At 62.5% G+C, this 14,016-nt stretch carries 20 protein-coding genes; 7 read left to right on the forward strand and 13 right to left on the reverse strand.

Features of this window, described 5'->3' with window-relative positions:
- Positions 1-3 precede the first annotated feature (3 nt).
- Together NKI29_RS12410 and NKI29_RS12415 are read right to left on the reverse strand one after the other, a co-directional pair.
- Positions 4-615 carry a LysE family translocator gene (locus NKI29_RS12410; protein WP_352616803.1) on the reverse strand — a complete coding sequence of 204 codons (612 nt, stop codon included), beginning with the start codon at positions 613-615 and terminating at the stop codon, positions 4-6.
- 86 nt (positions 616-701) lie between these two features.
- Positions 702-1,121: a nuclear transport factor 2 family protein gene (locus tag NKI29_RS12415; protein ID WP_352595758.1), complete on the reverse strand. Its 420-nt coding sequence runs from the start codon at positions 1,119-1,121 to the stop codon at positions 702-704.
- A gap of 171 nt (positions 1,122-1,292) precedes the next feature.
- Here NKI29_RS12415 and NKI29_RS12420 point away from each other — a divergent pair, with 171 nt between their 5' ends.
- On the forward strand, positions 1,293-2,213 hold the full coding sequence (locus NKI29_RS12420; protein WP_023677604.1) for an AraC family transcriptional regulator: 921 nt from the start codon (positions 1,293-1,295) through the stop codon (positions 2,211-2,213).
- Positions 2,214-2,250: 37 nt separating this feature from the next.
- On the opposite strand, the gene NKI29_RS12425 is transcribed toward NKI29_RS12420, so the two are convergent.
- From NKI29_RS12425 to NKI29_RS12445, 5 genes are all read right to left on the reverse strand, one after another.
- The gene (locus NKI29_RS12425; protein ID WP_051406159.1) at positions 2,251-2,589 is read right to left on the reverse strand and encodes a YkgJ family cysteine cluster protein; all 339 of its coding nucleotides are present in this window, start codon (positions 2,587-2,589) and stop codon (positions 2,251-2,253) included.
- A gap of 50 nt (positions 2,590-2,639) precedes the next feature.
- Positions 2,640-2,804: a hypothetical protein gene (locus NKI29_RS12430; protein ID WP_023677606.1), complete on the reverse strand. Its 165-nt coding sequence runs from the start codon at positions 2,802-2,804 to the stop codon at positions 2,640-2,642.
- 1 nt (position 2,805) lies between these two features.
- Positions 2,806-3,213, reverse strand: a complete 408-nt coding sequence (locus NKI29_RS12435; RefSeq protein ID WP_023677607.1) for a hypothetical protein — start codon at positions 3,211-3,213, stop codon at positions 2,806-2,808.
- Complete coding sequence (locus NKI29_RS12440; protein ID WP_023677608.1) at positions 3,213-3,440, reverse strand: hypothetical protein; 228 nt, start codon at positions 3,438-3,440, stop codon at positions 3,213-3,215. The genes NKI29_RS12435 and NKI29_RS12440 overlap by 1 nt, the downstream gene beginning before the upstream one ends.
- A gap of 343 nt (positions 3,441-3,783) precedes the next feature.
- The gene (locus tag NKI29_RS12445; RefSeq protein WP_010915421.1) at positions 3,784-3,993 is read right to left on the reverse strand and encodes a cold-shock protein; all 210 of its coding nucleotides are present in this window, start codon (positions 3,991-3,993) and stop codon (positions 3,784-3,786) included.
- 689 nt (positions 3,994-4,682) lie between these two features.
- Here NKI29_RS12445 and imm45 point away from each other — a divergent pair.
- The gene (gene imm45 / locus NKI29_RS12450; RefSeq protein WP_156937365.1) at positions 4,683-5,024 is read left to right on the forward strand and encodes an Imm45 family immunity protein; all 342 of its coding nucleotides are present in this window, start codon (positions 4,683-4,685) and stop codon (positions 5,022-5,024) included.
- Positions 5,025-5,333: 309 nt separating this feature from the next.
- On the opposite strand, the gene NKI29_RS12455 is transcribed toward imm45, so the two are convergent.
- Positions 5,334-6,125 carry an SDR family oxidoreductase gene (locus NKI29_RS12455; protein ID WP_280952103.1) on the reverse strand — a complete coding sequence of 264 codons (792 nt, stop codon included), beginning with the start codon at positions 6,123-6,125 and terminating at the stop codon, positions 5,334-5,336.
- Between the two features lie 66 nt (positions 6,126-6,191).
- A complete protein-coding gene (locus NKI29_RS12460) occupies positions 6,192-6,653 on the reverse strand; it encodes a RidA family protein (RefSeq protein ID WP_023677611.1) in 462 nt (153 codons plus the stop codon).
- Between the two features lie 96 nt (positions 6,654-6,749).
- Between NKI29_RS12460 and NKI29_RS12465 the strand changes: the two genes are divergently transcribed.
- Positions 6,750-7,601, forward strand: coding sequence for a LysR family transcriptional regulator (locus NKI29_RS12465; RefSeq protein ID WP_023677612.1), 852 nt, complete (start codon positions 6,750-6,752; stop codon positions 7,599-7,601).
- 19 nt (positions 7,602-7,620) lie between these two features.
- Here NKI29_RS12465 and NKI29_RS12470 read toward each other — a convergent pair whose 3' ends face one another.
- Together NKI29_RS12470 and NKI29_RS12475 are read right to left on the reverse strand one after the other, a co-directional pair.
- Positions 7,621-8,376 (reverse strand): SDR family NAD(P)-dependent oxidoreductase, encoded by a 756-nt coding sequence (locus NKI29_RS12470; protein ID WP_023677613.1) that lies wholly within the window; start codon positions 8,374-8,376, stop codon positions 7,621-7,623.
- An 83-nt stretch (positions 8,377-8,459) separates the two neighbouring features.
- The gene (locus NKI29_RS12475; RefSeq protein WP_352595761.1) at positions 8,460-9,128 is read right to left on the reverse strand and encodes a glutathione S-transferase family protein; all 669 of its coding nucleotides are present in this window, start codon (positions 9,126-9,128) and stop codon (positions 8,460-8,462) included.
- A 147-nt stretch (positions 9,129-9,275) separates the two neighbouring features.
- Between NKI29_RS12475 and NKI29_RS12480 the strand changes: the two genes are divergently transcribed.
- Entirely contained in the window at positions 9,276-9,455 is a 180-nt protein-coding gene (locus tag NKI29_RS12480) for a CsbD family protein (protein WP_031212003.1), read from the forward strand.
- A 62-nt stretch (positions 9,456-9,517) separates the two neighbouring features.
- Here the strand turns inward: NKI29_RS12480 and NKI29_RS12485 are convergent, their stop codons facing one another.
- Positions 9,518-10,648 (reverse strand): metallophosphoesterase, encoded by a 1,131-nt coding sequence (locus NKI29_RS12485; RefSeq protein ID WP_023677616.1) that lies wholly within the window; start codon positions 10,646-10,648, stop codon positions 9,518-9,520.
- Between the two features lie 119 nt (positions 10,649-10,767).
- Here NKI29_RS12485 and NKI29_RS12490 point away from each other — a divergent pair, with 119 nt between their 5' ends.
- Positions 10,768-11,361, forward strand: a complete 594-nt coding sequence (locus NKI29_RS12490; protein WP_023677617.1) for a hypothetical protein — start codon at positions 10,768-10,770, stop codon at positions 11,359-11,361.
- Between the two features lie 49 nt (positions 11,362-11,410).
- Here the strand turns inward: NKI29_RS12490 and NKI29_RS12495 are convergent, their stop codons facing one another.
- Positions 11,411-12,022: a TetR/AcrR family transcriptional regulator gene (locus tag NKI29_RS12495; RefSeq protein ID WP_352796364.1), complete on the reverse strand. Its 612-nt coding sequence runs from the start codon at positions 12,020-12,022 to the stop codon at positions 11,411-11,413.
- Positions 12,023-12,172: 150 nt separating this feature from the next.
- Here NKI29_RS12495 and NKI29_RS12500 point away from each other — a divergent pair, with 150 nt between their 5' ends.
- Both NKI29_RS12500 and NKI29_RS12505 read left to right on the forward strand, forming a co-directional pair.
- Complete coding sequence (locus tag NKI29_RS12500; protein ID WP_352796367.1) at positions 12,173-12,955, forward strand: NIPSNAP family protein; 783 nt, start codon at positions 12,173-12,175, stop codon at positions 12,953-12,955.
- Between the two features lie 113 nt (positions 12,956-13,068).
- Positions 13,069-13,827 carry an SDR family NAD(P)-dependent oxidoreductase gene (locus NKI29_RS12505; RefSeq protein ID WP_023677620.1) on the forward strand — a complete coding sequence of 253 codons (759 nt, stop codon included), beginning with the start codon at positions 13,069-13,071 and terminating at the stop codon, positions 13,825-13,827.
- The last annotated feature ends 189 nt before the right edge of the window (positions 13,828-14,016 follow it).

Consider the following 14,016-nt stretch of genomic DNA (forward strand, 5'->3'; position numbering starts at 1 on the left):
TGTCTAACGGTCCGCCAGCGCCAGTTTGGCGCCGAGCATGACAAAGGCTCCGGCGAAGGTACGGCGCATCCAGGTCAGCACCTTTGGCCGCGACACGACATGGCTGCGGATCGACGCGGCAAAAATGCCATAGCCGACAAAGACCACGAAGGTGAGCAGCATGAAGATGCTGCTGAGCTCCAGCATTTTCGACAGCGCATGCGGTTCGGTGGTGCTGACGAATTGCGGCAGGAAGGCAAAGAAGAAGATCGACAGCTTCGGATTGAGGATGTTGATGAGGATGCCCGAAGTGATCACTTTGCCGGCCGAGCGCGGCGCGACATTTTCGTCGACGCTCAGGCCGCCCTTCTCCTTCAGCGTGTTCCAGGCCATGTAGAGAAGATAGGCGACGCCGAGATATTTCAGCGTCTCGAAGGCGACGGCACTTGTATGCAGCAGAGCCGCGAGGCCGGTGATGGCGGCCGCCATGTGCGGAATGATGCCGAGCGTGCAGCCGAAAGCGGCAATGATGCTGGCGCGCGCACCACGCGAAAGCCCGGCGCTCAGCGTATAGAGAACGCCGGTACCGGGCGAAGCCACGACAATCAGCGACGTCAACAGAAATTCGATGCTCACGGATGGTCTCCCGGTGCTGGCCCTGCCGCCGGCAGCGTAATCAGCGAAACGTGCGGGCACAAGTCAGCCTGAGAGCCTATGCGCATTCAGATCATGCTGTTGGCGTGCAGCTTGCTATCGGCTATAGGCTGCCGAACTTCCCAGTGTTCGACCAGCTTGCTGTCCTTCAGCCTGAAAATGTCGACAATGGCTAGGCCCTCCTCCTCCGGTTCGCGTTTTGCGTGCATGTGCACGATGACGAAATCCCCTTCGGCAAAAATCCGCTTCACCTCTCCCTTCACGAGGGGAAATGACTGTTTGAGCTGCTGCAGATAGGCTTTGAAGCCTTCCGCACCATCCGCAATGTTCGGATTGTGTTGGATGTAGCGTTCGCCAAAATGCATCGAAGCAGCTTCGATGTTGCCTTGGTTTACTGCTTTGTCGATGAAGTCCAGGACGATCGCCTTGTTGGTGTCGAGCAAATTATGGGTCTTGGCTGGAACTGGATTTGATGGTTCGTCACGCATGTTTTTGCTCCTTCCCGTGCCTGCTTCTGCCTGTTGTGGACAGGAGCGTCCGCAGGCCGATCTTGCCAACATAATCAGCCACGCTTGTGAGATGGTCGATACGCTATTCGCCTGGATTCTTATCCAATCGTCTAATATCGTCGTCCTATTCATCGTTGGAGGATGGTTCTCATGGACGCCTTGTCCGAAGTTCTTGCTTCGCTGAGATTTGGCAGCGCCATGATCGGCAGCGCGACCCTGCATCGGCCATGGGGTATTTCGGTGGATCCGACAAGGAATGCCGCCATCCACGTCATACAGAACGGCGAATGCTGGCTGCGGTTAGCCGGTGAAAGGGAGCCGATCCGCTTAGGCGAGGGAGATGTCATCCTTGTCGCGAGCGGTATCGGGCATGCCCTTTGCAATCCGGCGGATGCACCGACGGCATCGATATCCGCCGTCCTTTCCGCAAATCGGAGCGGACTGGAACCGAAAAGCGAGAGCGGCGCGACAACTCTTCTTTGTGCGAGATATTCACTCGACGGCGTCGGGCCATATCCGATGGTTTCGCTGCTTCCTCCGCTGATTCATTTGACCCGGAATCAGATCGACACCAGCGAGCCGCTGCGGCTTGCCCTGGAACTTCTGCAGGTCGAAGCGAAAGGCGATCTCGGCGGCCACGACATTGTCGCCCCACGCCTTCTCGACAGCACGTTGATCTTCTTGTTGCGCGCCTGGATCGAACATCAGCCACTCGGAACAGGGGGATGGTTTGGCGCCTTGCGCGACAAAGGCATTGCGCAGGCTTTGCGCCTGATCCACGAGCGGCCGGGCAATCCCTGGACCATCGCTTCCCTTGCCAGCGGCGCAGCACAGTCCCGGGCCACCTTCGCGCGTCGCTTCGCTCAACTGGTAGGACAGCCGCCGCTGTCCTATGTGACCCGGTGGCGGATGAACCTTGCCGCCAAGGCTCTGCGGGAAACGAACCAGAACATTGGCGAGATCGGGCGCGCCGTCGGATATGAATCGGTGCCGTCGTTCTCGCAGGCATTCAAACGATTGACCGGACGATCGCCCGGCCTCTACCGCAGCGACTTTCGCCCATCTGATTGACGAAATTCAAACTGAGACGCCAGCCCGAGGGCCGTCATTACAGCGTCGGCAGACCGTGAGCCCGACGCGCGATCAGGCAGTCGTCATCGCCCGGCATGCAGGCGCGGCAGACGTCGGGGCGGATGTCGTAGATGCCGCATGCGGTCGACTTGCCGACCTCGCCGCACAGTGCCGAACAGCGCGCGCCGTCGCAGCGCATACCGGCTTCGTCGGCAGCCACGTATTTTTGCGGGATAAGGTCGAGCTGCGCGTCATCCTCGGTGGAGAAGCGCGGCCATCTGGACGAGTAGGCGCAGCAGGCGCCACAGGTCTGGCAATCGAAGGCAATCGGACCGGCGCCCTCTTGTGGCGACGAAAACTCCTCTGCGACCGCCAGGGCAAGCAGCCTTGGCGCAGATTTCCGGTCGGCATTTTGCTGCAAGGGCGCTATTTCTTCTTGGGCTTGCGCGGCGGTGCTTCCGCCGGCGACCTGAACAGATCGGTGCCCGCTTCGGCGGCTTCGCCGGTTTTTGGCGCGGCGGCCGGCTTGACCGGCTTCACGGCGGCAGCAGGCGCTGCCGGCTGGCCCTTGGCGGAAAACTTGATTGCCATATCAATCCTCGTCAGAGAAACGCGATGATGGCGCATTCGGATTGCGAAGGCGGCCGATGAGCGCCGAAACGGCCGTGATGTTCATTTCTTCGGGCGACCAGTTCCTGGCTTCCTCGATGTGCCGAGGCGCCAGCTCGCGATGCGTGCTGCCGCTGTAGGCGGCATCCTGAAAGGTCACGCGCTCGCGGGTCTTGGCGTTTTCCCGGACGTATTCGATCAGATAGTTGGGGCATTCGGCACGACCGCGCACGCCGAGCCGAACCTGGGCATCGCCGTGGACACGCCTGCAGCGCTCGAGCTTTTCGAGCACGCGCCGGACATATTCGACCGGCTTGTCTAGTTCGCCCACGACATCGGCGATGGTCGAATCTGTGGCGATCGCCTTTTGAGGCACGCGTTTGGTGGCCATCAGCGTTTGCCTGCGCGTTTCGGCGAGGCCGCGAGCGCAACCGCCGCCGCCATGTCGTCGGCTTCCTTCTCCAGGCGCAATTCGCGCAGCCGCGCGGTCTTGGCTTCGCGGGCCTGGCTGACGGCATCCCGTTCGGAATTGATGCGGTCGAGCGACATCGACTGGGTCCGCGTCTTGCTGAAAATGGATTCGGCCTGGTCGCGGGGTTTTTTTGAAGTTGCGGTCAAGGTCTTTCTCCCGGTTCGGAGCACGCCGCCGAAAAGTGGCGAGACTGGTCTTTCGGCCAGGATCCCGCACAAAGCAATACGGCAGCCGGTTTCAAATTGCTGGAACGTCCTTAGCACGTCCGGGCCGTCGAGCAGCGCTCTTTCGGCGGTCGAAGCGCAAAAATGAAAAAGGCCAGGCACCGCCTGACCTTCCATAAGAGCGCCTGCGCATCCCGAGAGACGCGCAAAGAACGTTCTTCTCATGCGCATGAGCGGGGACTTAACATCCCCGCGATCATGCGCTGGAATTTGCCATTCACCGGTGCCAGTACATCCGTGGTCACCGGCGAGGCTGAATTCCGTTTTAGGCCGCCTTCAACTGGTCGGCGGACATCTTGCCCGACTTGTTGTCGCGGACCATCTCGTAGCCAAGCTTCTGGCCCTCGACGATGTCGCGCATTCCGGCGCGCTCGACGGCTGAGATGTGGACAAAAACGTCGGCAGAACCGTCGTCAGGCTGAATAAAACCAAAACCTTTGGTGGCGTTGAACCATTTAACTGTGCCTGTGCTCATAACGAACCCTTTCCATGGCAAATATTCGTTCGCCGTCATGCGGATGCACAACAACGTTTGTCTCGATTTTGATGGGGGAAGTTCGCCAAAGGCGCGCCTAAGCACGCGGATAACAAAAGTCGGTCAAACAAATATCGACAAAATTCTTATAGACTTCTTTGCGCGTTGTGTCAATTTTTTTGATTTGTCGGTGGTGTCTCAGCTTGAAATTTGACGCCTCTCTTGTCGCGTTGCGATGCTCTGTCCTATACGCTCGCCGTATGAGTGAGCAACCAGACGAAACGAACGACCTTGTGAATTCGCTCCTGCGACAGGCGGCGGAAGCGCGGGTAACTGCGGCAACTGCTATGATCCGCGCTCTGACAATGGGTGACCCGGAAATATGGGAACCAACGCCTGAGAAGATCGCCGAATATAAAGCGGAGCTAGCTGAGGCAGAAGCCGAGTTGGCAGACTTGAACAATGCCGACCGGACCTAAAGGCCAGAAGCGCCCGGCCGACGTGATCGGCAATGCAGTCCGCATCAACTTCATTCACATTTATAACACGCGGAAGACGTCGCCAGCCATGGCGGCAGTCCGAGGCGCTCCGGTCAATGGCCGATCTTTGCGAGAAGATGGACGCCGTTGCGCCGAAGCCGGGTCGCGCGGGCCCATACAAGAAGAACACCGGCGAAGTCTAGGGGCAGGATGCTGACTTGGACCACTCTTAATTCACTGGGGGAAAACGATCTCCTCTACCGTGGCGCGGTGTTCCGCTTCCGCGCTCGAACTCCAGTAGAGGAAATCCGAGAGTACATGCTGTTTGAAACGTCTGAGGCATCAGGTCTGGGTCTTGTACGGTGCAGCGGCTATGACGCAGGTCACGTGCTCGTCTACCTGCCAGAAGAAGCGAAGGCAGAAGGGGCGACGGCAATATCGCCCAAGTGGCTCGCCTCGCATTGGCTCGAATGGATCGGTCATTCTATTCCAAGCCAAGTTTGGGTATCCAAAGAGGCGCAAGAGTCGCCGGAGCGGCTGCCAGACGAGTGATGCCCTTTGACATGTCGGGCAGCCTTCCGCCCAATCCTGAAAATTCAAACTGAGACACTACCGATTTGTCACACTCGCAGAGGGCGCCGCGACTGCCTGTGCAGGCACATCGGCAGCGAAAGCCGGGCGAGCCGCAAAAAACCACTTAGCCGGGAACCATTTTGGCACCGCGGGCATTCTTTCGGTGTCGAAAGCCGTTCTTGAAAGAGCGATCTTGAGAGAGGCGGACGACAAACAGGACGCCCCCCGCGCAGATAAAAGGCACGAGGGGCGTTCCTGTGTGATGCGAGCATTCGCGCCGCCTGCCCCTCACAGCATGCCGCGGCTGAGCCCACCATCCACCGGCAAAGCCACGCCGGTGATATAGGCGGCGTCGTCGCTGGCCAGGAATGCGGCAACCGCGCCGAATTCGGCGGGGGTCCCGTAGCGCTTTGCCGGGATTTCGGCCTGACTCTCGGCGGCGATCACAGCAGCGTCCACACCCCTGTCGGCGGCGTCCATCGCGTCGAACTGCTTCGTCCGGTCCGTCGCAAAACGGCCAGGCAGCAACAGGTTGACGGTGACGCCGTCCGCCGCCACTTCGCCGGCCAGGGTCTTGGCCCAGCCGGCAAGCGACGCGCGCAACGCATTCGAAGCGGTGAGGCCGGGGATCGGCTCGCGGACGGACGTGGAGGAAACGGCGATGATGCGCCCCCAGCGCCGCGACCGCATGCCTGGCAGGAAAGAAATGGCGATACGCATCTGGCTCAGCACCATGCTGGTGAACTGCTTCTCCCAGACGCTCGCATCGAAGACGCTGGCCGCGAAGGGCGGCGGGCCGCCGCCATTGAGCAGGACGATGTCGATCCGCTGATGCTCGTCCTCGATGGCACGGATCAGCCGGGAGACGCTGTCGTTATCGGAAAGATCGGCGCTGAAGGTCGAGCAGACGGGGCCGGCGGACTCGATCGCGCGCCGCGCCGCATCCAGGGTCTCCTCCCCTCGTCCGACCAGGATGATCTCGGCGCCTTTCGCCGCGAGCACTTCGGCGACGCCGAAACCGAGGCCCTTGCCTCCTCCGAGAACCAGCGCCTTCCGCCCCTCAAGATTTGTACTTATCAAGCCAAGCCCCCTCTGGTTTCACTGCGCACTCCCGGATAAGCCCTGAGTGCATGCTTTGGGCGTGCATCAGCGGACATGCACAATGGCGTCGGCTTCGACCGGAACATTGGCCGGCAAGCCGGCCATGCCGAGCGAGCAGCGGGCATGCTCGCCACGCTCGCCAAAAACATGGAGCAGAAATTCGGATGCTCCGTTGCCGACCTCCGAATAGGCCGCAAAGCCGGCCGCCGCGTTCACATAGACGGTCAGCTTGGCGAATTTCACGACGCGGTCGAGATTGCCGTCCAATTCCTTGTCCAGCCAATAGACGATGTTGGCCGCGCAGAGCCGGGCGGCATTCCGCGCCGCGGCCAGATCGATCTCTGCGCCGACCTGGCCGATCGCGGCGATCTCCTGCCCGATCTCGGGGATCTGACCGGAGACATAGACGATGTCGGCGACCCGAACCGTCGGCGAGAACGGCAAAGCGGGCCGCTCGAGTGACGGCCAGGCGACACCGAGCTCCTCAAATCTTCTTCTGTAGGACAAGGTGGCTGCTCCTGTTTTCGTTGGACGAGCGGACCTTGAATTCAGATCGGGCTTTCAGGTAGCCTGATAGTGCTGACACAGCTATCAGGACTTCTTATGACTGGAGATATCGACGTCAGGCTGCTGCGCGCCTTCGTCACCGTGGCCGATACGGGAACGGTGAGCCGGGCGGCCGATCGGCTTGCCCGCACCCAGGCGGCGGTGAGCATGCAGCTTCAGCGCCTCGAGGGTGAAGTCGGCGCCGAGCTGCTGCGCCGTTCGCCGCGCGGCGTGACGCTGACCGAGGCCGGCGAGATCCTGCTCGCCTTCGCCCGCAAGGCCATCGCGATCGGCGACGATGCCAGGCGCGAGATAGAAGGCCGCAGGCTGGTCGGCCGTGTCCGGCTCGGCATCGTCGAGGATTTGGCGGTAACGCGGCTGCCGTTGATCATCGCCGACTTCCGCCGCCGGCATCCTTCCGTGGAGATCGAGCTGACGTCGGCCAGCAGCAGCGATCTCAGCAAGTCTTTGGGCGAAGGAAGATGCGACATCGTCATGGCCGATCCGGCGCGCTTCACAAAGGCGCCGCGAGGCCATCTGTCACGACAGCTGGTCTGGGCGGCAAGCCGCATGATCGAGATCGATGACGAGGTTGAGCTTCCGCTGATCATCTTCGAAGGCGCCTGCTCCTGGCAGGACAGGATGCTGGCCTCGCTCGCCGAGGCCGGGATCGGCTGGAAGATCGGCTGCCGCGTGTCGACCTTCGCGACACTGATCTCGGCGCTGAGGGCCGGGCTTGGCATCGGCCTTCTGCTGCAGGAAGGACTGCCGCCCGACTGCCAAAGCCTCAACGGACGCTTCAACCTGCCGCCGGCGCCGATGGCGGATTTCGGCGTCTACCTCGCGAGGGACCCGTCGCGGCTGGTCGAGGAGTGTGGCGATTTCCTGCGGGCGGGATTTGAGGCGTAGCGAAAATATCTGACGCCGTTCACCGTTCCTGGTCGGTCGGGCGGATGACGATCTCGTTGACGTTGACGTGTGCCGGCTGGCCCACGGCGTAGAGAATGGCCGCGGCGATGTCCTCGGCGGTCAGCGCCTCCATGGCGGCGAGCCGCTGGTCGAGCCCGGCCTTCGCCGCCGGGTTGGTGACATGGTCGCCGAGTTCGGTGCGCACAAGGCCAGGCTCGATGACGGTGACGCGAACCTTGTCGGCGTAGACTTCGCGGCGCAGCGATTCGGAAAAGCCGACGACGCCGAACTTGGTTGCGGCATAGCCGCTGGCGCCGGGATTGGCGACGCGTCCGGCGATCGACGAGACATTGACGATGTGACCCTTGGCGGCCCTGAGATGCGGCAGCGCCGCCTTGGTGACGCCCATCAGCGCCAGCAGGTTGAGCTCGACCATGCGGCGCCAGTCGTCGAGTTCGGCATCGGCGGCCGGCGACAGAAGCATGACACCTGCATTGTTGACGAGGATGTCGAGGCGGCCCCATTCGGCGACAACCTTGTCGACCATGGCGGTGACATCGTCGTTGCTGGTGACGTCAGCCTCGATGCGGAGCGCAGCGCCGCCGGCCTCTTCGATACGCGCGGCCAGCGCTTCGAGACGATCGGCGCGGCGTGCGGCAATCGCCACCTTGGCCCCGGCGGCTGCGAGTGCCACAGCCGTTGCCTCGCCGATGCCCGAGGAGGCGCCGGTGACGAGTGCGACCTTGCCGGCCAGTGCGGAAGAAACAGATGTCATTGTGAAGTCTCCAAGGCCCCAGCCCGATCTTCAGATAGGCCGCGGGCCGCGAAGTGGAAGACCAGTTTGCCGGTTGCTCGGCTCTATTCGTCTGGGCCGGGCTCCGGCCAAGGCTCTTTCGCCGCCTCGGCATACCAGTGGCGCATCGCCGGCATCGAAAGCACGGCGTCGACATAGGCGCGGGTATCGGTTGCCAGCGTGCCGCCATAGGTGTCGAAGCGGGTGACGACCGGCGCATACATGGCGTCGGCCGCGGTGAAATGGCCAAACAGGAACGGGCCGCCTTTGCCGTATTTTTCGCGGCATTCGCGCCATAGCCCTTCGATGCGCGCCCGTTGTGCCTCACCTTCGGCGTCGAGCGGCTTGTAGCCTTTTGGCCGGCGCAAATTCATCGGCCAGCCATAGCGGACCTCGCGAAAGCCGGAATGCATCTCTGTCGCCGCCGAGCGGGCCAGCGCGCGGGCGCCGATGTCGGCCGGCCAAAGCTCTTTCCCGGGAAACAGCTCGGCGAGATATTCAAGGATGGCAAGGGTTTCCCAGACGATCCGGACCTCGCCATTCGGCAGCCGATGGTTCAGCACCGGCACCTGGCCGGTCGGCGATATCCTGGCCAGATTGGCCGCGGTCTCGGGCGTGCGCAGGCGCACAAGACCTTCCTCGAACGGGATCTCCAGATACTTCATCGCCAGCCACGGCCGCAGTGACCACGACGAAAAACACTTGTTGCCGAGGAAGAGCGTGAATTCAGCCATTGTCCCTCCGGCCCTGTCTGTTCGGGCGTTCTGGTGCACCCTATCCTGTCGGCTTCGCGGCCGGAAGCTATCCCAATCGACGGGCAGAACCCGGAACCTAAGCGATCCGCGACCGTTTCTCCAGGCGAACGGTCCAGGAGATGCGAGATGGTGAACAAGGATCAGGTTGCCGGCGTTGCCAAGCAAGCCAAGGGCTCGGTCAAGCAGACCGCCGGCAAGGCCACCGGCAAGAGGCGCGCCGAGGCCGAAGGCGACGTCGACAAGGCGACCGGCAAGATGCAGAAGGCTTACGGCGACGTGAAGGAGAAGGTGAAGAAGGCGCTTTGACGCCGGCCCTTCGTGAACCAGGAAAAGGCGGCTCGGCCGCCTTTTTGGCCCTCTCCTGCCCGTCAGAAAGTCAGGCTTTTGCTGTATGCATTGGTGAAGGTGACCTCGCCATGATCTCCGGCGGCTTCGCCCAGCACCACATCCATGCTGTTTCCCGTCACCCGCGCCAACGCAAAGCCGCCCATGAAGGCGGCCTTCGGCTTGAACAAGTCGACCCCGTCACGGTGGTAGATCATCGGCGTCGCGTGCTGGTGGCCATGGAAGACGCCGACGACGTTGTAACCCTTCAGCACAGCCAGCAGCGCCTGCCTGTCGGCTTCGCTCCACCAGTGGGGCGGACCCTTGCCGGCGTCGTCGAAGGTTTTCTCGGCGGCGTCCCATCTTTCGATCGAAAAAGTATCCCAGCCATAATGCTGGAACAGGATGACCGGGCGGCCGTCGCCGGCATAAGTCGCCAGGTCCTGCTTCAGCCATGGCAGGCTGCTGACGGCGCCATGGCCGGTATCGCCGGCGAAACGGTGCGTCTGGACAAGATGCAGGCCGCCCCAATCCCATGAATAGCAGTCGGTCTCGACGTCGTAGTCGGTCGCCGGCGCAGGCGGCTTGAAGAACACGCCGGGGCGGTGGTTGACCTCGACGTAGTCGCGCATTTCGCGGCGGTACCAGTCGACATGCGAGCGCGGGCCGTTCTGGTCGAGGTCGTGGTTGCCGAGGCCGACATAGACCGGCATGTGCACGCGGTCGGGGCCGACGCCTTGCTGGTAGCGCTGGCTGAACTGAAGCAGTTGCGTGCCCTCGCTGGGCTGGGTGATCTGGCCGCCGCCATCATCGGTGATGTCGCCGCCAACGACGAGGCCGAGCGGCGTGCCGATTTTGCCCGTCGAGCGCAGGGCGGTGGCAACGCCATCGATTTCAGCCGGCCATTGCCTGTCGCCGACGCCGTTGAGTGCGGCGACGTTGCGCAGCAAGGCAGCGTCTGTCTTGCCCTCCTGCTCGCAGTGCGGGCTCAATCCGTTCGCCATGCGGCAGGCATGGACATCAGCGATAAACAGGAAAGTGGCGTCGATCGGCGGGATGCGCTGCCCGGTCTGGCCGAAGGCCGGGCGCGAAACGGCGCCGGCCGCGGCAACGGCCGCTGCCTTCATCAGGAACCTGCGCCGGGAAACCGGCCGGGCGGAAATGCGATGCATCATGCGCTAAAATTCAGCACGACGCGGACCGGCAGTCCAGTTGCTCGCAAAGTGTGTCGACACGTTCCCCCAGGTCTGGCATTGCTTTCGGCATTCAACTTGCGCGGGCAGAGGAGGACGCCATGAACACTGCATCCATCGGCATGACAATGGCCATTCTGGCGGTGACGAGCGCGGCGCATGGCGCCGAGTGCATCGACGCCAAATCGGCCAAGGCCGGCTTCATTCTCGAAAGGGCTGGCATCCACAGCGAATTTCGTCCGGCGGCGGGCGGAATGGTGGCGGTTGCCAACAAATACCAGTCGCAATCGCCGCAGTCGCAGTACCTGTTCGGCGGGCTGATCGAGGTGTTTCGCGACAGCAGCACGGGGCAGCTGGCGATGATCCCGTTTTCCGATCTCAGGAAGGTGTTCCCGCTGAAGGCGGGTGCCAAGAGCAAGATCGTATTTGCCCGTCTCGCACCGAACAAGCCGCCGAAGGGCACCGAGACGCTGGAGATCAACATCAAGGGCAAGGAGACGTTCAGCCTGGGTGATTGCAAATACTCCGTGCTCGCGGTCAAGCAGACCATCAGGAGCGAGGCCGGCGAGATGCGGGACGAGTTTACCGCGCTTTACGCACCCGACCTGCAGGCAGTTGTGGCCAGGCGCTATGACGAGGGCACCAGTGCCGAAAGCGTGGTCGGCTACGAGCTGATCAAGCCGCTGCCGAATTAAGAGCTCGGCCTCCCCGCCTCGGTCATAGTGAGCGACTGTCCTGCCGGCGTCAGAGGGCTCTGTGCAGTATCCTGCTACGTCGCCTCGTTCCTGCTTTGGACGACATAACTCCCTGCTCCAACGCCGTCAGGCAGTCACGCAGCACGCTCGCGTCCTGTGCTGTCTTGGCCATCGACATGGCGCCCGAATAGCTGGCGACGGCGAGCGCTGCGAAGCGCTGCGGATCGGTGCCCAGCTCCCGGCCCGCCTGCTGGTCGGCGCTGATCTTGTCGGCGATCGCCTGACGCCAGGTCGAAAAAATGCCGGCAAGGGCAATGCGGAAATCCGGATCGGCAAGCGACAGTTCATGCGCCAGGTTGTTGAGCGGGCAGCCGCGCACGAAACCCTGCTGCTCCAGCTCCGCCGCGACGGCCGCGAACACGGAGCGCACGCCCTCGCGCGCTGAGGGAGCCATCCGCATCGGCGCGATCCAAGTCTCTTCTACGGCGGCGGCGACCCGCTCCTCGATCACTGCGAGCGCCAGCGCCTTCTTGGTTGGGAAATGGTGGTGCAGCGCGCCGCCGGTGACGCCCGCCGTCGCCATCAGGTCGCCCATGCTGGATGCATGATAGCCGCGTGCCTGAAACGCCTCCTCGGCGACATCGAGCACCTTTTTGCGCATGCCTTCGGGGTCGTTGGTGCGTTTTTGAGCCCGCGACCTTGGGCGAGCGGATATCTCTGCTGACATCTTCACACGATAGCAGATTGACAAAACAGGACAATCGGTCTGTTTTGTAAAACAGGATGACTGTCCTGTTTTGGAGCTCGCGCGATGAACCTGCCTTTGAACGCCATACCTAATCCCGATCTGCTCGCCTCGCCCGTCGTCGAACTCAGGCAATACACGCTGAAACCCGGCCGGCGCGAGACACTGATCGGCATCTTCGACAATCAGCTGATCGAGGGCCAGGAAACGGCGGGGATGACCATCATCGGCCAGTTCCGCGATCTCGTCCGGCCGGATATGTTCGTCTGGCTGCGCGGCTTCGACGGTATGGAAGCGCGGAAAAACGCTCTGACCGCCTTCTATGACGGGCCGGTCTGGGCTGCCTGGCGCGACGCCGCCAACGCCACGATGATCTCATCCGACGACGTGCTGCTGCTGAAGCCGGCCTGGCCGGGCGCGAGCCTAGACCTCTCGGGATCGAAACGAGTACCCCAGGCGGACCTCGAAAAACCGTGCGCAGGCAGCGATTTGCAGGCAATTATTGTCATCAGGATTCATCATTTGCAACCGGGCCTGGAAGCCCGTTTCGCCAACGACTTCCAGACCGCGGCCCTTCCGGTGCTCGCCGCATTTGGCGCGTCGCCGCTCGCCGCCTTCGTTACCGAACATGCCGAAAACAGCTTTCCGCGGCTGCCGGTGCGGGCCAGCGAAAACGTCTTCATCAGCATCACCGGTTTCGCCAGCGCCGATGCACATGCCCGCCACGAGGCAGCCTTGGCTGCCTCCCCGGAGTGGCAAGTGTTCGAGCAGAGCGTCCAGTCACGTATGGCCAAGCCGACTGAGACTTTGCGGCTGTCGCTAACCTCACAATCGCTGCTTGGGCGGTGAGACGAGGCGAAGTTTCATACGCTGGGATAGGCAGGCGACTTGACCCGGAGTGCAGGCAGCGCTGCTCTGGGGTCATGCCGCCGGCGGAAGGCGGCAGTGCGCGGGAGTGTTGGATGAGACTAGGCGGCAAACGGGCACTGGTCACCGGCGGCTCGGACGGGATCGGGCTGGCAATCGCCGAGGCGTTTTTGCGCGAAGGCGCGGACGTGCTGATCGTCGGCCGCGACGGCAAAAAACTCGACGCCGCCCGCAAGCAGCTCGGGGATAATGTCGAAGCGCTTTCGGCCGACCTGTCGGCCAGCGCCGGCATCGATGCCGTGGTCGAGCATGCCAGGCGCGGCCCACCTGTCGATATCCTCGTCAACAATGCCGGCGTGGCGTTCCTTGTGCCGTTCGAAACCGTCAGCGAGGATCAGTTCCAGCAGTCCTTCGCACTCAACGTCACGGCGGTATTCTTCCTCACCCAGCGGCTGTTGCCGCATCTCGCGCCGGGCGCGGCCTCGGTGATCAACATCTCGTCCTATTTCGCGCATAAGATGATCCCGAAGCGGCCGTCCAGCCTCTATTCGCTGTCGAAGGGCGCGCTCAATTCGCTGACCAAGTCGCTCGCCTTCGAGCTCGGGCCGCGCGGCATAAGAGTCAACGCCATCGCGCCCGGCACGGTCGACACAGCGATGCGGCGCAGGTCGATCGAAAACCTGCCTGAGGCCGCGCAAGCCGAGCTCAAGGCCTATGTCGAGCGCAGCTACCCGCTCGGCCGCATCGGCCGAACCGGCGACCTTGCCGGCATCGCCGTCTATCTCGCCAGCGACGAAGCGGCATGGACCAGCGGCGGAATCTTCGCCGTGGATGGAGGATACACGGCGGGGTGAGGTTGCGATCTCCCCCCTCGAGGGGGAGATGGCCGGCAGGCCAGAGGGGGTCGTCTCGCGTGGAACACCAGCCTGTTTCGTCCGCTATGGGAGTTGCGTCAAGACCTACCGACCCCCTCTGTCGCCTTCGGCGACATCTCCCCCTCAAGTGGGGAGATTGCCAGCACCTTCAACCGATTTGCATTCCCG

The organism is Mesorhizobium sp. M0678 (genome assembly GCF_040320505.1).
Lineage (GTDB): Bacteria > Pseudomonadota > Alphaproteobacteria > Rhizobiales > Rhizobiaceae > Mesorhizobium.